At 35.5% G+C, this 17,643-nt stretch carries 17 protein-coding genes, 1 tRNA gene and 1 pseudogene; 3 read left to right on the top strand and 16 right to left on the bottom strand.

The genetic code is table 11. The annotated features are described in order from the left end of the window. Positions 1–165 precede the first annotated feature (165 nt). Together IAE51_RS06500 and IAE51_RS06505 are read right to left on the bottom strand one after the other, a co-directional pair. Complete coding sequence (locus IAE51_RS06500) at positions 166–579, bottom strand: DUF1398 domain-containing protein (RefSeq protein ID WP_003131176.1); 414 nt, start codon at positions 577–579, stop codon at positions 166–168. Positions 580–727: 148 nt separating this feature from the next. Then, the gene (locus tag IAE51_RS06505) at positions 728–1,555 is read right to left on the bottom strand and encodes an NAD(P)H-hydrate dehydratase (RefSeq protein ID WP_200095020.1); all 828 of its coding nucleotides are present in this window, start codon (positions 1,553–1,555) and stop codon (positions 728–730) included. A gap of 140 nt (positions 1,556–1,695) precedes the next feature. Here IAE51_RS06505 and IAE51_RS06510 point away from each other — a divergent pair, with 140 nt between their 5' ends. Together IAE51_RS06510 and IAE51_RS06515 are read left to right on the top strand one after the other, a co-directional pair. Continuing rightward, complete coding sequence (locus IAE51_RS06510; protein WP_058206207.1) at positions 1,696–2,973, top strand: NAD(P)/FAD-dependent oxidoreductase; 1,278 nt, start codon at positions 1,696–1,698, stop codon at positions 2,971–2,973. A gap of 63 nt (positions 2,974–3,036) precedes the next feature. Beyond that, positions 3,037–3,122: transfer RNA gene (locus IAE51_RS06515), tRNA-Leu, on the top strand. A gap of 79 nt (positions 3,123–3,201) precedes the next feature. Here the strand turns inward: IAE51_RS06515 and IAE51_RS06520 are convergent. From IAE51_RS06520 to IAE51_RS06540, 5 genes are all read right to left on the bottom strand, one after another. Beyond that, positions 3,202–5,124: a fructose-1,6-bisphosphatase gene (locus IAE51_RS06520; protein WP_058206206.1), complete on the bottom strand. Its 1,923-nt coding sequence runs from the start codon at positions 5,122–5,124 to the stop codon at positions 3,202–3,204. A 190-nt stretch (positions 5,125–5,314) separates the two neighbouring features. After that, entirely contained in the window at positions 5,315–6,484 is a 1,170-nt protein-coding gene (locus IAE51_RS06525; protein WP_200095022.1) for a class I SAM-dependent rRNA methyltransferase, read from the bottom strand. A gap of 97 nt (positions 6,485–6,581) precedes the next feature. After that, positions 6,582–7,724, bottom strand: a complete 1,143-nt coding sequence (locus IAE51_RS06530) for an ABC transporter permease (protein WP_023190001.1) — start codon at positions 7,722–7,724, stop codon at positions 6,582–6,584. Further along, positions 7,721–8,467: an ABC transporter ATP-binding protein gene (locus IAE51_RS06535; protein ID WP_003131167.1), complete on the bottom strand. Its 747-nt coding sequence runs from the start codon at positions 8,465–8,467 to the stop codon at positions 7,721–7,723. Before IAE51_RS06535 ends, IAE51_RS06530 begins: the two co-directional genes overlap by 4 nt. Before the next feature lie 86 nt (positions 8,468–8,553). Continuing rightward, positions 8,554–9,201 carry a TetR/AcrR family transcriptional regulator gene (locus IAE51_RS06540; RefSeq protein ID WP_025016583.1) on the bottom strand — a complete coding sequence of 216 codons (648 nt, stop codon included), beginning with the start codon at positions 9,199–9,201 and terminating at the stop codon, positions 8,554–8,556. Between the two features lie 177 nt (positions 9,202–9,378). Here IAE51_RS06540 and IAE51_RS06545 point away from each other — a divergent pair, with 177 nt between their 5' ends. Beyond that, positions 9,379–10,758: a C69 family dipeptidase gene (locus IAE51_RS06545; RefSeq protein WP_200095024.1), complete on the top strand. Its 1,380-nt coding sequence runs from the start codon at positions 9,379–9,381 to the stop codon at positions 10,756–10,758. Between the two features lie 34 nt (positions 10,759–10,792). Here IAE51_RS06545 and IAE51_RS06550 read toward each other — a convergent pair whose 3' ends face one another. The 9 genes and pseudogenes from IAE51_RS06550 to IAE51_RS12195 all read right to left on the bottom strand — a co-directional run. Further along, the gene (locus tag IAE51_RS06550; RefSeq protein WP_200095026.1) at positions 10,793–11,362 is read right to left on the bottom strand and encodes a hypothetical protein; all 570 of its coding nucleotides are present in this window, start codon (positions 11,360–11,362) and stop codon (positions 10,793–10,795) included. 16 nt (positions 11,363–11,378) lie between these two features. Further along, the gene (locus IAE51_RS06555; protein ID WP_200095028.1) at positions 11,379–12,908 is read right to left on the bottom strand and encodes a hypothetical protein; all 1,530 of its coding nucleotides are present in this window, start codon (positions 12,906–12,908) and stop codon (positions 11,379–11,381) included. Then, complete coding sequence (locus IAE51_RS06560; protein ID WP_200095030.1) at positions 12,899–13,255, bottom strand: hypothetical protein; 357 nt, start codon at positions 13,253–13,255, stop codon at positions 12,899–12,901. Before IAE51_RS06560 ends, IAE51_RS06555 begins: the two co-directional genes overlap by 10 nt. Before the next feature lies 1 nt (position 13,256). Continuing rightward, the gene (locus tag IAE51_RS06565) at positions 13,257–13,532 is read right to left on the bottom strand and encodes a hypothetical protein (RefSeq protein ID WP_081213717.1); all 276 of its coding nucleotides are present in this window, start codon (positions 13,530–13,532) and stop codon (positions 13,257–13,259) included. Positions 13,533–13,682: 150 nt separating this feature from the next. Further along, a complete protein-coding gene (gene pgk, locus IAE51_RS06570; protein WP_012897069.1) occupies positions 13,683–14,879 on the bottom strand; it encodes a phosphoglycerate kinase in 1,197 nt (398 codons plus the stop codon). A gap of 189 nt (positions 14,880–15,068) precedes the next feature. Further along, on the bottom strand, positions 15,069–15,881 hold the full coding sequence (locus IAE51_RS06575; protein WP_033899321.1) for a Cof-type HAD-IIB family hydrolase: 813 nt from the start codon (positions 15,879–15,881) through the stop codon (positions 15,069–15,071). Positions 15,882–15,969: 88 nt separating this feature from the next. Beyond that, the gene (locus IAE51_RS06580) at positions 15,970–16,419 is read right to left on the bottom strand and encodes a hypothetical protein (RefSeq protein ID WP_143459047.1); all 450 of its coding nucleotides are present in this window, start codon (positions 16,417–16,419) and stop codon (positions 15,970–15,972) included. Further along, positions 16,403–17,038, bottom strand: a complete 636-nt coding sequence (locus tag IAE51_RS06585; RefSeq protein WP_200095032.1) for a hypothetical protein — start codon at positions 17,036–17,038, stop codon at positions 16,403–16,405. The genes IAE51_RS06580 and IAE51_RS06585 overlap by 17 nt, the downstream gene beginning before the upstream one ends. Position 17,039: 1 nt before the next feature. Next, positions 17,040–17,643 (bottom strand): annotated as a pseudogene (locus tag IAE51_RS12195) (cell wall anchor protein); the annotation flags it as partial.

Raw genomic sequence — 17,643 nt, forward strand, 5'->3', positions numbered from 1 at the left:
CCCCTTTTCCCCAGAAACTACCCTTAGTAGTTTTTCTTTATTTTTCTTAGTTTTCATTCAAATATTATAGCACTTTTATCAGAAATTAACAGAAAAGTTACTGACAGAATGATTAATTTAGTAAATAATTTTACCAAATATTTTAATCATTCTGTCAGTAACTTTTTAATGAATTTCGACTGCTGGATAGGCCTCAACATAGCTTTCTCCTTGACTTCCTAGATAAGTGACTTTTCTTTCTGAAAAATCAGCTTCATAAGAAATCACACCAGCTTCCCAAGTGGCACTCAAGAATTCCGGAAAAGTCGTTTGTCCAGCTTGGTCAGCCCGCAAGGCCTTAATCAAAGCTTCTTGGTCAAAAACTGGCACCTCATGAAAACCACTCACCATTGGTGAATTGGTCACGCTAATTACGCCAGCGCTTGTCCAAAACGTACTTTGTCCGGCAGGAAGGGTCCAAACATTTTTTAAAACTCCAGCTTCTCGCATACATTCAGCCAAGTATGGAAAACCACCTACTTTTGGACGAATTTTCTCTGCTTTTTTCATGGCGCCTTGCACAAGTTCAATTGCATTCATCTTTTGACCTCATCTTCATTTATTTTGATGATTAATTATAACAAAAATTCTAAGAAAAAAATGCTGACGGAGGACTGAAATTTTCGTCAGTAATTTTTTTATTCCCAACTTCAATACTCCCCTTGTCGCATTGAACTGACAGAATTAATCAGCATTCATATTTTTTCATAAATAATGGAATTTCTTCAATTAATCGACTTGGCAAGACCACATATGTTTTCCGAGCTAAGACGCTTGCGATTAAACTATGCAAATAAGTTGCAGCAGCAACTACTTCCTCTGTTTCTCCATGAAACTGAGCTAAAAAGCCACCAACCATCCCGGCTAAAGTGTCCCCCATTCCCCCAGTTGCCTGAGCTGGACTTCCTATTTTCAAGATAAATGATTCCCGATTTGGCGCAAAAATTCGTGTTTCTGAAGATTTAGCAACGACAATCGCTCCGAGTTGATTAACAAAATCTTGAACTTCTTGTTTGGTTTGTTGACCAATTTTCAAACCAGAAAGTCGTTCCAATTCCATTTCATGAGGTGTAAAAACCGTATTTTCAGGAAATGGTAAGTCTAAATGCTCTCTAGCAAAAAGGGTCAGTGCCGAACCATCAATGACCAACTTTTGATTTTCTGTCAGTAAATTCAAAACTTCTGTCAGTAAATCTAGTCTTTCTAAGCCCAATCCTGGACCAATAACAATAACGTCAGCAGCTTTTGCTACTTCTCTTAGCTTTATCAAATCATCAAAATCTAAAGTCATTGCTTCTGGAAGTCTTGCCTGTAAAGCACTATGATTTTCTTTAGCCAGTGCCACAGAAACTAAGCCCGCACCTGAATAAACTGCACTTGTCGTCGCCAAAATAGCCGCACCACCATATTGACGATTACCGCCAATCACTAATAAGCGACCATAAGTTCCTTTGTAAGAAGCTTTTTTACGTTTTTTAATTACTTTTGCTAAAATTTCATCAGTCAGTTCAATCATAATGCTATTTTACCGCATTTCATATCGATTTCCAATATCAAATATCAATATTTAAAATCCTTATCGCTCGCTGAATTTAAATTTACTATTTTTCAATACTCTTTCCCCTATTTCTGCTCACATCATGTTAAAATTAAAGCATGACAAAATCAGCTAAAACATTTGACGTTATTGTTGTTGGCGCAGGCCCTTCTGGAATGATGGCTGCCATCTCAGCCGCGCAAAATGGAGCAAAAGTTGCTCTTATTGATAAAAATAAAAAAGTCGGAAAAAAATTATTAATGACAGGTGGCGGACGCTGTAATGTGACAAATGCCCGTTCTGTTGACGAAATATTAACAAATGTTCCTGGAAATGGTCGTTTTCTTCATTCAGCCTTTTCTCAATTTTCTAACCTTGATATTATCGAATTTTTTGAAAGCAATGGTGTTAAATTAAAAGAAGAAGACCACGGGCGCATGTTCCCTATAACCGACAAATCAAAAACAATTGTTGATGCCCTCTTCAATAAAATTTTGAGCCTCCGTGTTTCTTATTTTCCAAGCCAAGCGGTTGATAAGCTTCTCATTGAAAACGGAGCGGTAATTGGTCTTGAAACGGATAGCGAGAGCTTTTTAAGCCCTACAATTATCCTCTCAACAGGCGGACGCGCTTATCCTTCCACAGGTTCAACTGGTGATGGCTATCGTTTAGCACGCTCAGCAGGGCATAGTATTTCACAACTCTATGCCACTGAATCTGCCCTGATTTCTGACGAACCATTCATTTTAGACAAAAGTCTTCAAGGCATTTCCCTACGCGAAATCAAACTCTCAGTACTCAATTCTAAGGGAAAAGCAATCATCTCTCATCAGCATGATTTATTATTTACGCATTTCGGAATTTCTGGTCCAGCTGCTCTGCGTTGTTCAAGTTTCATTAACCAACTTCTTGCTAAAGGTGAAAAAATGGTCACAGTCAGCTTAGACCAATTCTCCGAAAAAAAGTTGGGCTCTTTGAAAAATGAACTGACTAGCCTTTCTAAAACAGATAAATCAATTAAAAATGCCTTCTCAGGATTGACCCAAGAACGTATGCTTCTATTTATCCTTGAAAAAGCTGGAATTGACCCTAGTCTTTCTGCCAAGACGCTATCTGAGCAGCAAATTGATAAAATCGCTAGTCTTTTCAAAAATTGGCAAATCACAATTAGCAAAACTTTACCAATTGAGAAATCTTTTGTAACAGGTGGCGGTGTTTCTCTCAAAGAAATAAATCCTAAAAGTATGGAGAGTAAACAAACCCAAGGTTTATTCATGACCGGTGAACTTTTAGATATTAATGGATACACTGGCGGTTATAATATTACCTGCGCCTTTGTGACAGGTTTTGTTGCTGGAAAACACGCTGCCCAAATCGCATCTTATTTCCAACAATAAGTCAGCCCTAGCTCAGGCTTGCACATTCTTTATAGAAATGGTACTATATTAAAGTACTGTTTTGCGGTGGTGGCGGAATTGGCAGACGCGCAGGATTAAGGATCCTGTCGGGAATTTTCTTGGTGCGGGTTCAAGTCCCGCCCACCGCACTAATATTAACTCGGCTAAGGCTGAGTTTTTTTATTGTCTTTTTTGGAAAACAAATAAAAAGTACCAACACTGGTACTTTTAAAATTCCTCATAATGTTCAAAAAGTACTTCTAAATCTGCTATTTCACTTAACAAAGTTTGGCCAACATTTGTATCCTTGACTCGTTTTCTTTGGTCAACTTCGGCTACCAGGCGTTTCAGGCTAATAATATCCGTCCCTTTTTCAACTGCTTCTTTAACGGTTGAAAAGGGTTGATGCGCAACCAGTTGAATGCCAAAACTATTATAAAGAAGAGTATACCCAGCAATTCCTGTTTCCTTTTGATAAGCTTTTGCAAAACCACCATCTATCACAATCAACTTTCCATCTGCCTTGATTGGATTTTCACCATTTTTTTCTTTGATAGGGGTGTGCCCATTCACCAAATGTCCCCCTTCATCTAAACCAAAGTTTTCTAAAATTTTCCTGATAATTTCAGCTTCCTCACGCAATTGATAATAAGGATTTTTCTTTTCCACATGCGTTTTCTTATCCTTGATATAATAGCGTTCAAAGGTTGTCATTGCCGTTTTACCAAATAATGAAGAGCATTCTCCCACCCAAAGATACCACATCAAATCTGTTGCTAAATCCGTCGAGTTTTCTGGATGAGCAAGACATTTTCTAACCTCTTGGTCAAAGAAATCAAGCAAATCACGGCCAGCATGAGCCTCTTTGTTAACCGTAAATGATTTAAAATCACCATTTTCATGTAAGGGAAGACAACCATGAATCAACAAGTTTCCATTGTAAGAAAGATACATAGCTCCCTTTTCTTGTAAAAATTCAACATGACGTTTAAGTTTATCAGAACTTCTAAAATTATTTAATAAATGACTGATTATTTTTTCTTCTTCAGCAGTCAAACTTTCAGGCTGCTCAGGATTTACTGTGGGCGCTTGAAAATCAGTTAATTCATAAACTTCAGTTCCAAATTTTATTGTTTTTTCGGAAAAATCAATGAAATGAAGGACATCACGATGTTCAAGTTGAAAATCAGGTCGGCGTTTTATCAACTGACTCTCTAACTTAAATTGTAAAATGGCTGTGGCTTCTTGTAATTTATTAAGGAGTGCCTTTTCATCATCTGACAAACGAACCCCGTCGACCAAGCGTGGTTGAAAAGCCTCACTTGGCTCATAATAACGTTCAGCATACTCTAAAATCATCCGTAAATTAATCCCATAAGATTCTTCAAGAATATCGAGATTCCCATAGCGGGCACAGATTCTAATTACATTCATCATGGCTAAAGGTGAACCACTAAAAGCTGCCATCCATACAATATCATGATTGCCCCATTGAACATCAACTGAGGGCATTTTTATTAAGCGGTCAATGATTTTATCTGGATAAGGTCCTCGATCATAAATATCTCCCACCACATGAAGGTGGTCAACCGTCAATCTGCGAATCGTATCTGCAAGTGCAACAATTAAGCGAGTAAGTTCACCCAAATTTTGCAATTGCGAAAGGATTGAATCAAAATAATCTCTTTTATCAGTCGTCGAATCCACTTCATTGATTAACTCTTCTAAGATATATCGAAATTTTTCTGGAAAAGCTTTTCGGACTTTTGATCGAGTATATTTTTGACCGACAAATTTTACAGTCTTTAAAAGATAAACTAAATTGATTTGACAATAGTTCTCAAATTCTTCTGTCTCTTTTAGTTGACACTCAGAATCTAGTTTTTCTTGTGGATAATAAATCAAGGTTGCAAGTGATGATATTTCTGTCGCAGAAAATTCTGGAAAACAATCTCTAAGTTTTTCTTTGATACTGCCAGAACCATTTCTCAAAACATGATTAAAAGCATCATATTCACCATGCACATCACTCATAAAATGCTCTGTTGCTTTTGGTAGTTCACAAATAGCACTCAAATTAATAATTTCTGTCAGTACTGCTTCCTTTGACGAAAACTGTTTTTTTAGTAATTGATAATATTTTTTATCCATAATAAAAGTAAATGAGGTTTCGATCCCTCATTCACACTCTGCTTTCTATCTAAAAAAGTCGGGAATTATTAGACTTATTCTTGCATTTTATCATATAGAAAGCAGATAGTAAAGCGCTCACATTTGTAATTAATCATTATTTCTGTCAGTAAAATTTTTACTGACAAAAAAATCTGTCAGTAATGACAGACTATTTTTTGATTTTAATAAATAATACTTTAAGATAATTTCCTTCTGGAAAGCTGTCAGCAATATGAAAATCAGCTGGTAATTTTTCTTCTTGGAAAACGGTAAATTTTACTCCCTTATTTTTGAGCGCTTCTTCAATCATTTGACGGAATTTTTTATCAGAAACATTTGCTGCATTTGTTGATGCAATTAATGTCCCATTATTTTCTAAAATTTCAACAGCTTCCTTAACAAGGTCGCCATAATTTTTAGCTACTGAGAATGTTTTTTTACCATTTCTGGCAAATGAAGGAGGGTCGAGGACAACCATGTCATAAGTCAATTCTTTTTTCTTAGCATAATTAAAATAACCAAAAACATCCATCACATAGATTTTTTGACTCTCTGGTTCAATTCCATTGATCAAAAATTGTTCTCTCGTTTTATCAAGCGAACGTTTCGCCAAATCGACTGACGTTGTTTGACTGCTCCCTCCAAAAGCTGCTGCAACTGAAAAAGCGCCTGTATAACTAAACATATTTAGTAAAGTTTTACCAGTTGAAAGACCGCCCGCAAGTGCCCCGCGAACATTTTTTTGGTCAAGAAAAATTCCTGTCATTAACCCTTCATTTAGATAAGTCGCATAAGTCACGCCATTTTCCATGACCAACAAAGGTTCAGCCGCTTCTTGGCCAAAAATATGTTGACTTTCTAAAGCAGCCTCAGAAAAACGAAGTTTTTCATAAGCCCCTTTAATATCTGGGAACACGACTTGAAAAGCCTTAACAATCGCTTTTTTTTGACTATATATAAATTGATTGTACCAAGAAAAGACAGCAAAACCATTATAAAAATCAATGGTTAAGCCGCCTAATCCATCTCCTTCACCATTAAAAAGACGAAAGGCGTTCGTTAATTCATCCTGATAGAAGTTCGCCCGTAAAGCGCGTGCATTGACAAATTTTTCCACATAAAAATGATGGTCAATTTTTACTGACGAAGAATCTAAAAGCCAACCCACTCCTTTATTTTGTTTTGAAAGATAACCTGTTCCAAGCGCTTGCCCTTTTTCATCAAAAAATTGTGCAAAATCATCCTCCAAAAGGGGTGAATTTAAATCTTCTGCCACCAAAAGTGGATAACCAGCCCGCAATTTCTTTGCTGCTTTTGTCCGTACTGTAATTTTTTTCATGCTTTAATTATAACAAAAAAGTACTTTCTTTTTCTTTTAAAAACCAAAATAACCACCAGATAGACTATCCAGTAGTTATACAATCAAAAGCATATTTTTAAGTCCGACGAACATTTTTCAAAGCTAAAACATTCGCAAGATAGAGCAGAGCCGCAAAAAGTAGCATAATGAGCAAATCAAACCAGATTCCAGAGAATCCTACTCCTCTTTTAACTACCTCTTGCATGGCAGAAATTCCATAATAAACCGGAATACAATGAGCGATTGCTTGAAGAATGACAGGCATCGTATCCACAGGAATCAAACCAGAAAATAAAAATTGGGGAACAATCGCTAAAGGAATCATCTGTACAAATTGAAATTCTGTTTTTGCTAATGTGGATAAAAGTAATCCAAACAATAAAGCGATGATGGCGATAAAGAAATTAATGACAAAGACCCAACCAATATTTCCGTTATTATGAACCCCTAAAATCCAATAAGTAAAAACAACCATGAGTGCTGTTTGAATCATTGCAAGAATTCCATAACTCAAAGTATAGCCCGTCACGATTTCAGTTCGTTTCACAGGAGTGACTAACATTCTCCCCAGCGTCCCTGAGGTTCGCTCGTTCACTAATGAAATACCTGAAATTAGAAGCACCAAGAAGAAAGCAAAGGCTCCAACTAAAATCGGTGCTAAATCATCAAAAGTAGCATTTGTACTACTAGGATCTCCGTACAAATAGTGACTCGTTACTTTATACTGCTCTGTATCAACCCTGAAATTTGTTGAAAAACTTTGACCTGATGTTTGAGGTAACTTACTTATCAAATTTTGCAGAGCCTGCTTAGTCTCCTCTTTAGTTGCCTTAACTTGGCTTTCTTGAATGACTTGTGTTAAAAGTAGCTTAATCGCAGAACTTGTTCCATTTGACTGATTAGCATAACTAACATCAATATTTTTTCCCGAAATACTAACAATTGCACTCAAATCTTTCTCATTCATTGTTGAGCGATTATTTTCAGAAACACTAATCACTTTCAGATGTGCTTTATCATTTGGCATATCCTTCAAAGCTCTTGTTAATTCTGTATTATCAGACTTCAAACCCACTCTGTAAGCAGTATTTGACGGTACTTGAAAGAGAAAGTACATGAGCGTCAAAATAAATATTGGAGCTAAAAACATCATTGCCAGCGTCCTAGGGTCACCACGCCGTTGAAGCATAATTCGTTTAAAGATAGCAAGTGTTCTCATTTCGCTGCCCCCTTATTTTCTAACTCTAAATTTTTTCCCGCAACAATAAAGGCTTCCTCAACCGAGGCAACTTGATACTTTTCCTTAATTTCCTTTGGCGAACCTTCTGCTATAAATTTACCATTTCTAAGCATCAGTACGACATCACAACGTTCAGCTTCATCCATAACATGCGTCGTAATTAATATTGTTTTTCCTTGATTTGCTTGATTTCGCAGCTCTTCCCAAATTTCTTGACGCAATTCTGGATCAATCCCAACAGTTGGTTCATCTAAAAGTAAAATCGGAGCATCCGTTTGCAGAGCAATAGCGAGTGATAAGCGCCTTTGCATTCCTCCTGAATAATTAGAAATTGATTGATTTAACTGCTTAGTCAGATTTACTGTAGCAGCTGCCTTATCAAGTTTTCCTTGTAAATCCTTTTTTTTGATTCCTTGCAAAGAACCAAAAAATTCTAAATTTTGTTTGCCGGTCAATTCCTTAAATAGGGCGTCTTCTTGCGCCATATAGCCTAATTTCCCTAATACTTCTCTGTCAGGAATTTTTCTTTCAAGAATCTTAACATTGCCAGAATCCAATTTTTGCATTCCAACAATGGCCTTGATAAACGTTGACTTACCAGCTCCAGAAGGTCCAATCAAACAAATAATTTTTCCACTTTCAAATTCATAGGATAAATGGTCTAATATTGCCTTATCGCCAAATTTCACACTAATATCATTAATAGCAATCGGTGATTTCATATTATTCTCCCCTAAACAATGAATGAGTGCTCGTTCATTTTTCTTGTTGAAGTAATTTTATCACTTCAATTCATGATTGTCAAAAATTAAACTTTGAGTGTCTTTATAGTAATTTCAGTGGCAAATTCTATTTCTTCCTCTAATGACATATTGTTAATTCCCAAAACTCTTTTACCTATATAGGTCGCTAAAGGATAAAAAAGAATCTGTAGAATTTTTTCAATCGGAAGATTTTTTATTTTTTGTTCCGCTTGGAGGCGAACAATTGTTGGTAAAACTAACTGTTTGGCCTGTTGCTCGAAAAATTTTTTTAAGTCTTCAACAAAAACGGAATTAACAAGCATTTGTCCCAACATCAAGCGAATCACATTTATATTTTTATCAGCAAAATAAAAACGGTCAGCAATGGTTACCTTAACGAGCTCTTCCACGCTTTCAAATCCTTTGCCAAATGTATTATCATTAAATTGATTGGCGACAGTATCCATTGTACCCTCAAAGATAGGTGCAAGTACCGCTACAAGAATGGCTTGTTTCGTGGGGAAAGTGTGGTAAACAGAACCAACAGAAACTCCCGCCCTTTTTGCAATTTGTTGAGAAGTTGTCGCTTCAAAGCCTTGTGATGCAAAGAGCTCTAATGACGCCTGTAAAACTTTCTTTTGCTTTTCTGTCAAATTTTCCATTTTTTTTAGGGTATCAGCATAAACCTCATTTAATGTTTGTTCTTCAGACATGATATCTCCTTTTAAACTGAATAAATGATTACTCATTCATTATAATATTTTGAAGAATGAACATCAAATAAAGTCTAATAAAGCTATCTAAAAATAGCATTTTGTAGTATAATGATAAGAACTTTAAGCTTTGAGGAACTTAGCACAAATCACTTATATCTTTATAAAGGAGTTCATATGGCCTGTACAACATTTCTCGTCGGTAAAAAAGCCTCATTAGATGGCACAACTTTAATTGCACGAAACGAAGATGGTGGGGATAAACCTAATCCTCAACGTTTTGTTGTCATCAATCCTGAAAATCAACCCAAGCACTATCGCTCTATCACCACAGCTTGTGAATTTGACTTACCAGAAAATCCCCTATCATATACTTCTACACCTGACGCGGATTCAAGCTATGGTATTTGGGCAGCGGCTGGAATTAATAGTGAGAATGTTGCCATGACTGCGACAGAAACCTCAACAACAAATAGTCGTATTTTGGGATTGGACCCTTATGTTGAAACAGGACTAGGTGAAGAAGACTTCACAACAATTACCCTCCCTTATATCCAGAGTGCGCGTGAGGGTGTTGAACGGATGGGGCAACTCTTAGAAAAATATGGAACTTATGAATCAAACGGGATGGCTTTTTCTGATAAAGATGAAATTTGGTGGTTAGAAACACTAGGTGGACATCAATGGGCAGCTATTCGTATCCCCGACGACGCTTATGTTATTGCTCCTAATCGTCTTAATATTGATTGGTATGATTTTGAAAGTTCTGACACGATTTATTCAACTGGTTTGAAAGAATTTATTGATAAGAACAAGCTTAATCCAGACTTTGATGGTTATAACCTTCGTCATATTTTTGGTTCAAGTACCATTAAAGACACGCGCTACAACAATCCACGCGCTTGGTATGTGCAAAACTATTTTTCTCCAGAAACCACAGGAAATGACGATCCATTTAACCAAGATTTACCTTTCATCTGCCATGCCAATCGCAAAATTTCCATTGAAGAAATTAAGTTTGTCATGTCAAGTCATTATGAAAATACAGCTTATGACCCATACAGCACAACATCAAGCGCCGCAGAACAAAAAATGATTCGACCAATTGGACTCAATCGTAATTTGGAACTCCATGTTTTACAAATTCGAGATAATATAGACAAGGAGCTTGCTGGCATTCATTGGCTTGCTTTTGGACCTAACAGTTTCAATAGCCTTGTTCCATTTTATGCTAGAGTAAGTGATACCCCTACTTGTTATCGCGATACAAAAGCCGACTTTGACCCAACCAAAATGTATTGGTTGACTACAATGACCGCTGTTCTAGGAGACAGTAATTTCCAAGGCTATGTCGATAAAAGAGACAATTTTGACCTAAACACAATGGCAAAATTAAGAGCCTTACAAAACGAAACCGACAAAGGAAGTGACCAATCACTTGAAGCAGTGAACGAAAAACTTGCACAGATTGCTCTGACTGCTCAAACTGAACTTCTTGGTAAAATGGTTATTTCTGGTTCCAATCACATGAAACTTCGCTTTGATTTTAATGATTAAAAAAATACGGATGGATTATCCGTATTTTTTGTTTTTAGAAACCAAAAGAATTATCCTTAAGCTCATCTTCTCTCGCCTTTTTATCTTCCTGTTCACGTTTTGATTTATATGCTCTTAGTTCATCTAATTCCTCCTGAATGGCAGATATATTTTCGTTATCTTTCCACCATCTCAATTGTTGGAGCTCATTTTTTAAAACACTAATATCATCCTCTAACTTTATTTTTTCTATTATTGGTTTTTTAGAAGTTGGATAAATATCTTCAATAACATCAACAACAGTATCTGTGTAATCCGTAATATAGTAATGCTTTAAGTTGCTAGTTCCCTGAATAAACTCAAACGTTCCTCCTTTGAATCCCTCAATAATTTCTGAATCTTCAATTATTGATATATCACTTACACTTCCTTTTTTCACATCATAATTTCGGTCTAAATTAACGTTCTCTATACTACTGCGAATATCAATAACATTATAAAAAGTTAATTTATAATACTCTTTATCTCTTGTTTTAAAAGCAATACTATAAACCATATTATCTCCCGTAATATTTGTTATAACAAGAGGATTATAATTAAATTCACTATCACTACGTTTTCCCATTCTTTTACCACCCATTTTAATATCGAATTTTTATTTTTATATAAGAATCTACTGAATCTTGAATTTCTATAGAAGGAGCTCCATTTACAGAACTCCCAGAATGTAAATTCACTTTATCTCCATTTTTTGTATATCCAACAATAACCTCTTTTGATGTTCCTTCATTGTATATTTTAATATTTGATAGACTCATACTATCAAATTCTTTTCTAGCTGCAGAGTAACCTTTGATACTTGAGTCAAAATTATACATTGAATTACTAGGATTTGTATACATCTTGTTTTTTAACACTCCAAGAAATTCTTTACTATCCGTCATCTTTTCGAGTTCTGTTATCTCACTTAACCCTTCAATTGTTAAAATGGCTCCACTCTCCGCGGGATTAACAACCACATCTTCTTGAACTTTAGATACACTAGCAATTTCTTCTGGACTTGCTTGTTTGGTAACTTTAAAGTTTGGGAGATATGCTCCAAGTTCTGTTAACACAAAATTTGACTCGCCGTTAACAAAATAATAAGTATTTGTTTTTTCCCACTCCCAGCCTTTCTCAACATATTTTGAAACATCAAGATGACTGGCATTGTCCAATAAGAGTTTCATTAATTGAGCATTTTCAATAAAAGAATCTATTGAAAAAACATCTCCAGCGGAATGACTATTTGAATTAATGGTAGCCAACGTATTAAGATAAGCTTCAAGTCCTGCTTTCGTCCAGCCCTGTTTCTGTAGTGTGTTGAGGATATCTGAAACTGACGACTCATATTTATCTCGGTCTTTATCTGTCAAACCATTAACATCAAGTCCTTTAAGCAATTCTTCACGTTCTGCTTCATCATCTGAAACCAAAGCTGAATCCAATTTTTGATTTGTGAGCGTTTTGTACCAACTCATATCAGAACCTGCTGGCATAGAAAAATTCCCATTAGAATCGAATCGTCCTTGATTAAGTGATTTAACCCCTTGCATGGCACTTTGAAAAACAATTAGACTCTCTTGAAACAAATGACTGGTACTTGAAGAAAATTCATGTAAAATTCGGAGCTTATCATCAATTTCTTTAATTTCATTGGCGTAATGCTCTGCTACATTCTCTAGTCTTTTTCCCTCATAAATGAGTTCTTCTGTGACATTTTTTGCTAAATCCCCTAAAAGAGTATTATTGAACATCCCAATTTGAATAAGAACTGTCGCCTGTTGCTGTTGTTTAATCTCTTTTAAGTGATTTAACCTCTCCTCATCATAGATTGTATCGTTAAAAGCATTAAAGGCAAAACTTTGAGATTGAAAGACTTGGATATCGTTTTTAATATCTTCCGTTGCTGATTCTAATTTTGAAAGCACAGGTTGAACTAGACTTGTAAAAAGTGTTCCAACAGCATTGTAAGCTTTTCCTGATAATTGAGCTGAACCTCCATTTACCATACTAATTAAATGGTCGCTTCCGGCTTTTAATCGACTTACGATTTCATTCGCACTTGAAACATTATGATTCATAGCCGAAATGAAAAGTTGACCGTCATTTTTATTATACTTTAATCCCACGGCAAAGCGTTCCTCTCTTTATGAAGTTGGTCAATATTATCTTGAATTGTCAATTGAGCTTGACCGTAGCCTTGATGAAGGAGCTCAGACTTAGTAGAGACAACTCGCTGAACTTCTTGCCTTACCGCTTGAAATTCCGCCTCTTTCCAGCTTGTATTTTCTCCCTCTTGTTGAGCTTGAAAATACAATTCTTCTTCTGCATTAAATAGACGATTCATTTCACTATGAAAACGTTCAAGTTGGTTCTCTTGATATCGATATTCTCGGTTGATTTCATCAATTTGATTTTCTTTGAAAAGAATTTCACGTCCTAACATCAGCCTTTCATCTGCACTTTTATCTCTCATACTAGAATCCCCAACTATTAGCGTCAGCTTTATCCCGATATTCTATTGCCTGTGCTAATCCTTCAACTTTATCCGCTTGCTTTTGAATACAAGTAACGAGTTCACTCACATCTTTAAGCATTTGATTGTTTAGATTCTTCCCTGCTTTCATACATGGAATATTACTTCCTGAAAATTCAAGGTGTTCATTTTGAATTCCTGAAGCTTCAACTCCTGTCAGTTTAGAAATTGCACTCTGTGCGGTCATGACATCAGAACTAATTCTTGATGTTCCCATAATTTCTCCTTTAATTTCAGCATTTATAATTACGTTAATTTTACAAAAAAATTATTTCTTTTGCAAATAATGGTTATTTCTTTGACGCACACAGAAATAAAAAGAGCTTGATTTCAAAAATCAAACTCTTTTTATTTATTAGCTTTTAGATTATTTTTCAGTCAAAGCTGCAAGGCCTGGAAGTACTTTACCTTCGAGGAGTTCCATTGAAGCTCCACCACCAGTTGAAATCCATGAGAATTTATCTGCATAACCAAGGTTGATTGCTGCTGCTGCTGAGTCACCACCACCGATGATTGATTTAACACCTGGTTGTTTAACGATAGCTTCCATCAATCCAACAGTACCTGCTTGGAAGTCTGGGTTTTCAAATACACCAACTGGACCATTCCAAACAACTGTTTTAGCACCTTCAAGTTGTGTGTTGTAGTCAGCAATTGTTTTGCTTGCTACGTCAAGTCCCATGAAGCCTGCAGGAATATTTTGGTCAGCAGTTTCTTTAACTTCTGTGTAACCAGCAAATGCGTTAGCAACTTTGTGGTCAAGTGGCAAAATCAATTTTCCAGCTGCTTTTTCAAGCAATTCTTTAGCAAGATCAAGTTTGTCATCTTCAACGAGTGAAGTTCCGATTTCGTAACCTTGAGCTTTCAAGAATGTGTAAGCCATCCCACCACCGATGATAACTTTATCAGCTTTTGAAAGAAGGTTTTCGATAACACCGATTTTATCTGAAACTTTTGAACCACCAAGGATTGCTACGAATGGACGTTCTGGAGCTTCAACTGCTTCTTGGATATAAGCAATTTCGTTTTCAAGAAGGAAACCAGCAACGGCTTTATCAACATTTGCTGAGATACCAACGTTTGATGCGTGAGCACGGTGAGCTGTACCAAATGCGTCATTAACGAAGATTCCGTCACCAAGTGAAGCCCAGTATTTACCAAGTTCTGGGTCATTTTTAGATTCTTTTTTACCGTCGATGTCTTCAAAACGAGTGTTTTCAACGAGAAGGATTTCTCCATCTTTAAGTTCGTTGATTGCTGCTTCAAGTTCTGCTCCACGAGTAGTTCCTGGGAAAACAACATCTTGACCAAGTTTTTCAGAAAGAGCTTTAGCTACTGGTGCAAGTGATTTACCAGCTTTGTCAGCTTCTTCTTTAACACGTCCCAAGTGAGAGAAGAGGACTGCACGTCCACCTTGTTCAAGGATGTATTTAATTGTTGGAAGCGCAGCAGTGATACGGTTATCATTTGTGATTACGCCATCTTTAATTGGAACATTAAAGTCAACACGTACGAGGACTTTTTTGCCTTTAAGTTCAACGTCTTTTACAGTCAATTTTGCCATTTGGAAAAATTCTCCTTATAAGATATTTTTGTTGAGATTGAAAAAGCGCCATGCTGATTCAATTCAAATCGATAGGTTAATTATATCACAAATTCGAATAATTTGGCTTTGAGAATTTTACTTTTAGCTTGTAAAGGGTTACTTTTAAAAGATTTTTACTGACAGATTTTTTTATTTTTAAAAATGAATTTAAAAAGGGCTGTCAGTAATATATTTTTGAATTCCATAAGCGACACCATCTTCTGTATTACTTTTCGTAATCACTTTTCCTATTTTTTTTAAGTCATCAGAAGCATTTGCCATGACAATTGGTAGCCCAACAGCTTTTAACATACTTAAATCATTTTCATTATCGCCAAATGCTGCAAGTTCGCTTTGCTCTAACTGTTCTCTTTGGGCAATAAATTGGACTGCTTTAGCTTTTTGAGCTTCAAGATGTGTAATCTCAAGATACGTTTCCCAAGTTTTTTGAATGATTATATCAGGAAAATTTAGCTTTTCTAAATGTTTTTTAATTTCTTCTAACTTACTTTCATTTGGTGTAATCAAAAGAATTTTAAATATTTCTAGTCTTGGTCGCTCAGTTATCAATGTTTCCAAATCTACTAACTTAGGAACCTGTGGAGTAAATTGCATTTCTTGTTTGATGTCTTTATCAATCTTTTCAACATACCAATCGCTTAAACTGTACAGGGATAGATTTATTTCAGGATAATCTTTTTTGATTGTCTTAATCAATTCTTGAGCGCTAGCATGAACCATTGGATTTGCTTTAATAACTTCATTTTTAGCAAAAATAAGCCCGCCATTAAAAGCAACTTGTGAGCTTTTTAAATTCAATTGATTAATTAGACTCTCCATCGCTTGAGGCGCTCTTGCTGAAACCAAAGAAAACGGAAGATTAGAGTTTTCAATCACTTCTTGAGTCTTTTTGGAAATTTTACCTTGGTCATCAAGTAAAGTCCCGTCTAGGTCAGAAAAAATATGTTTAATCTTAGTCATCTTATCCCCCTCTATCCTCTATTTTAACAAAATTTACTGACAGATAAAGTAACTTTTAAAGACGAAATTTATAAAGAGGAAAAAATTATTATATTTTCTTTTTTCTGTTATCAATAATATCAGGATAGAATTTTCGCAATTTTCTCGCTGACAATAGTGCAAAAATAGCAGCTAAAAATTGTAAGATAAGCGTCACCAATCCCAATAAGACCCCCACCGTTAACTCCAAAAGATTATGCGCCTGATTTGCTAAAATAATCAAAACAACACCAATAACACTCAAGATATTAAGACCATATACTAAAATCGAAGCAATACTTTTTATTTTTAATTTATGATTTTGGGTATGAAGCGCAATCGCATAAATTAAAATAATTAAACCAAAACCTAAAGTTAAATATTGGTCTGTAATAATTTTTGTTATTTGTAGCAAAAAAATGATGAATACAGCGATAATCCAGATTCCTAACAAACCATTGTATTTATAAGCTTTTTGAATCACTTCTTTTTCTTTATTTTCGTCAATCTCTTCTTTCATCCTTTTCATCCTTTACATCCTTTACATTCCTAGATAATTGTACTAGTCCTTTTAATATTCCAATTGTCTGGAAAGTTCTTTTTGTAATTGGAAAAAGGATTAGAATTAACAGTGCAAAACAGACAGTCAAAACAAGTATGGTCAACTGAGAGGTCATAATAAAACTGATGGCTAATCCCCAAAATATAAATGGAACTACAAAAAGTAAAACTCTTGTAAAATACCACATCTTAATTCCCGTAGAAAGTATTTTTTGTTTCATAGCTAGTGAAATCTCTTCCTTTTGATAATTTATTCGCTTGACATAATGAGTGTATAATTTTTCAAAAAAGAAAATCTCTAATACAATTACTGATAGTGTGACCAATAAAATCAAAAATATTATTAAAATATTATATTTAAAGTTAGTATGGATAAAAAAGTTTCTAGAACCCTTTTCAGCCCAAGAAGAAAGCAAAGTAGGAAAAACAATTATCGCAAACATTATAATACTTATTGATTTTTGAGTAGGTTCCTCGGCTACATAAATTTCTTTTGTATTCTGATTGATATAGTATCGTTTCTTTCTACTTTTATCTACAAATCCTAATGGAGTCATGTTATTAACTATTTTTGACATATTAACGTTTCCTCCTTAATTTATCATATAAAAAGTCAAATCCTGTATTGAGAATAAACCCGAATGCAAACCCAGCTACAACATCCAAACCCGGAACTGGTATAGCCATACCGGCTGCCATTCCAGCCTCCCCCAATACAAAGTGTGCTCCTGTTTTAGTGAGAGCATCAGCCGTATCTTCTCCCTCGGCTTTTTGCATTCCATAATCTATAATGACTCCATATCCGGTGTCATCTTCAGCGTAAAGAGCCCATTTACTAAACTCACTCATACCTTTGCCAAGAACAGCATCTCTTGTTTCTTCTCCTAAATTGAAACCTCCCTCATCGGCTTTTTCTGCTCTTTCCCCTTCTTCTGCTACAAGCTGAGCTTCTTTAGAATAATAAGCAGATTGTGGTACATAATTTGGATAATAAGCTACGTTAGAATTACTATACCCTCCGGATGAATAAGCATAACCTCCAAAGTAAGAGTATCCTCCACCATAACCATAACCATCATAAGTTGGTGCATAATAAATCACTGGCGCAATATAATTCGGCACATACTCGTAGCCATTGGCATAATAAGTCGTCGCATAAGGATTGCTCGTGTTGTAATAAACA

It is taken from the genome of Lactococcus sp. S64, from assembly GCF_016516525.1.
Classification (GTDB): domain Bacteria; phylum Bacillota; class Bacilli; order Lactobacillales; family Streptococcaceae; genus Lactococcus; species Lactococcus lactis.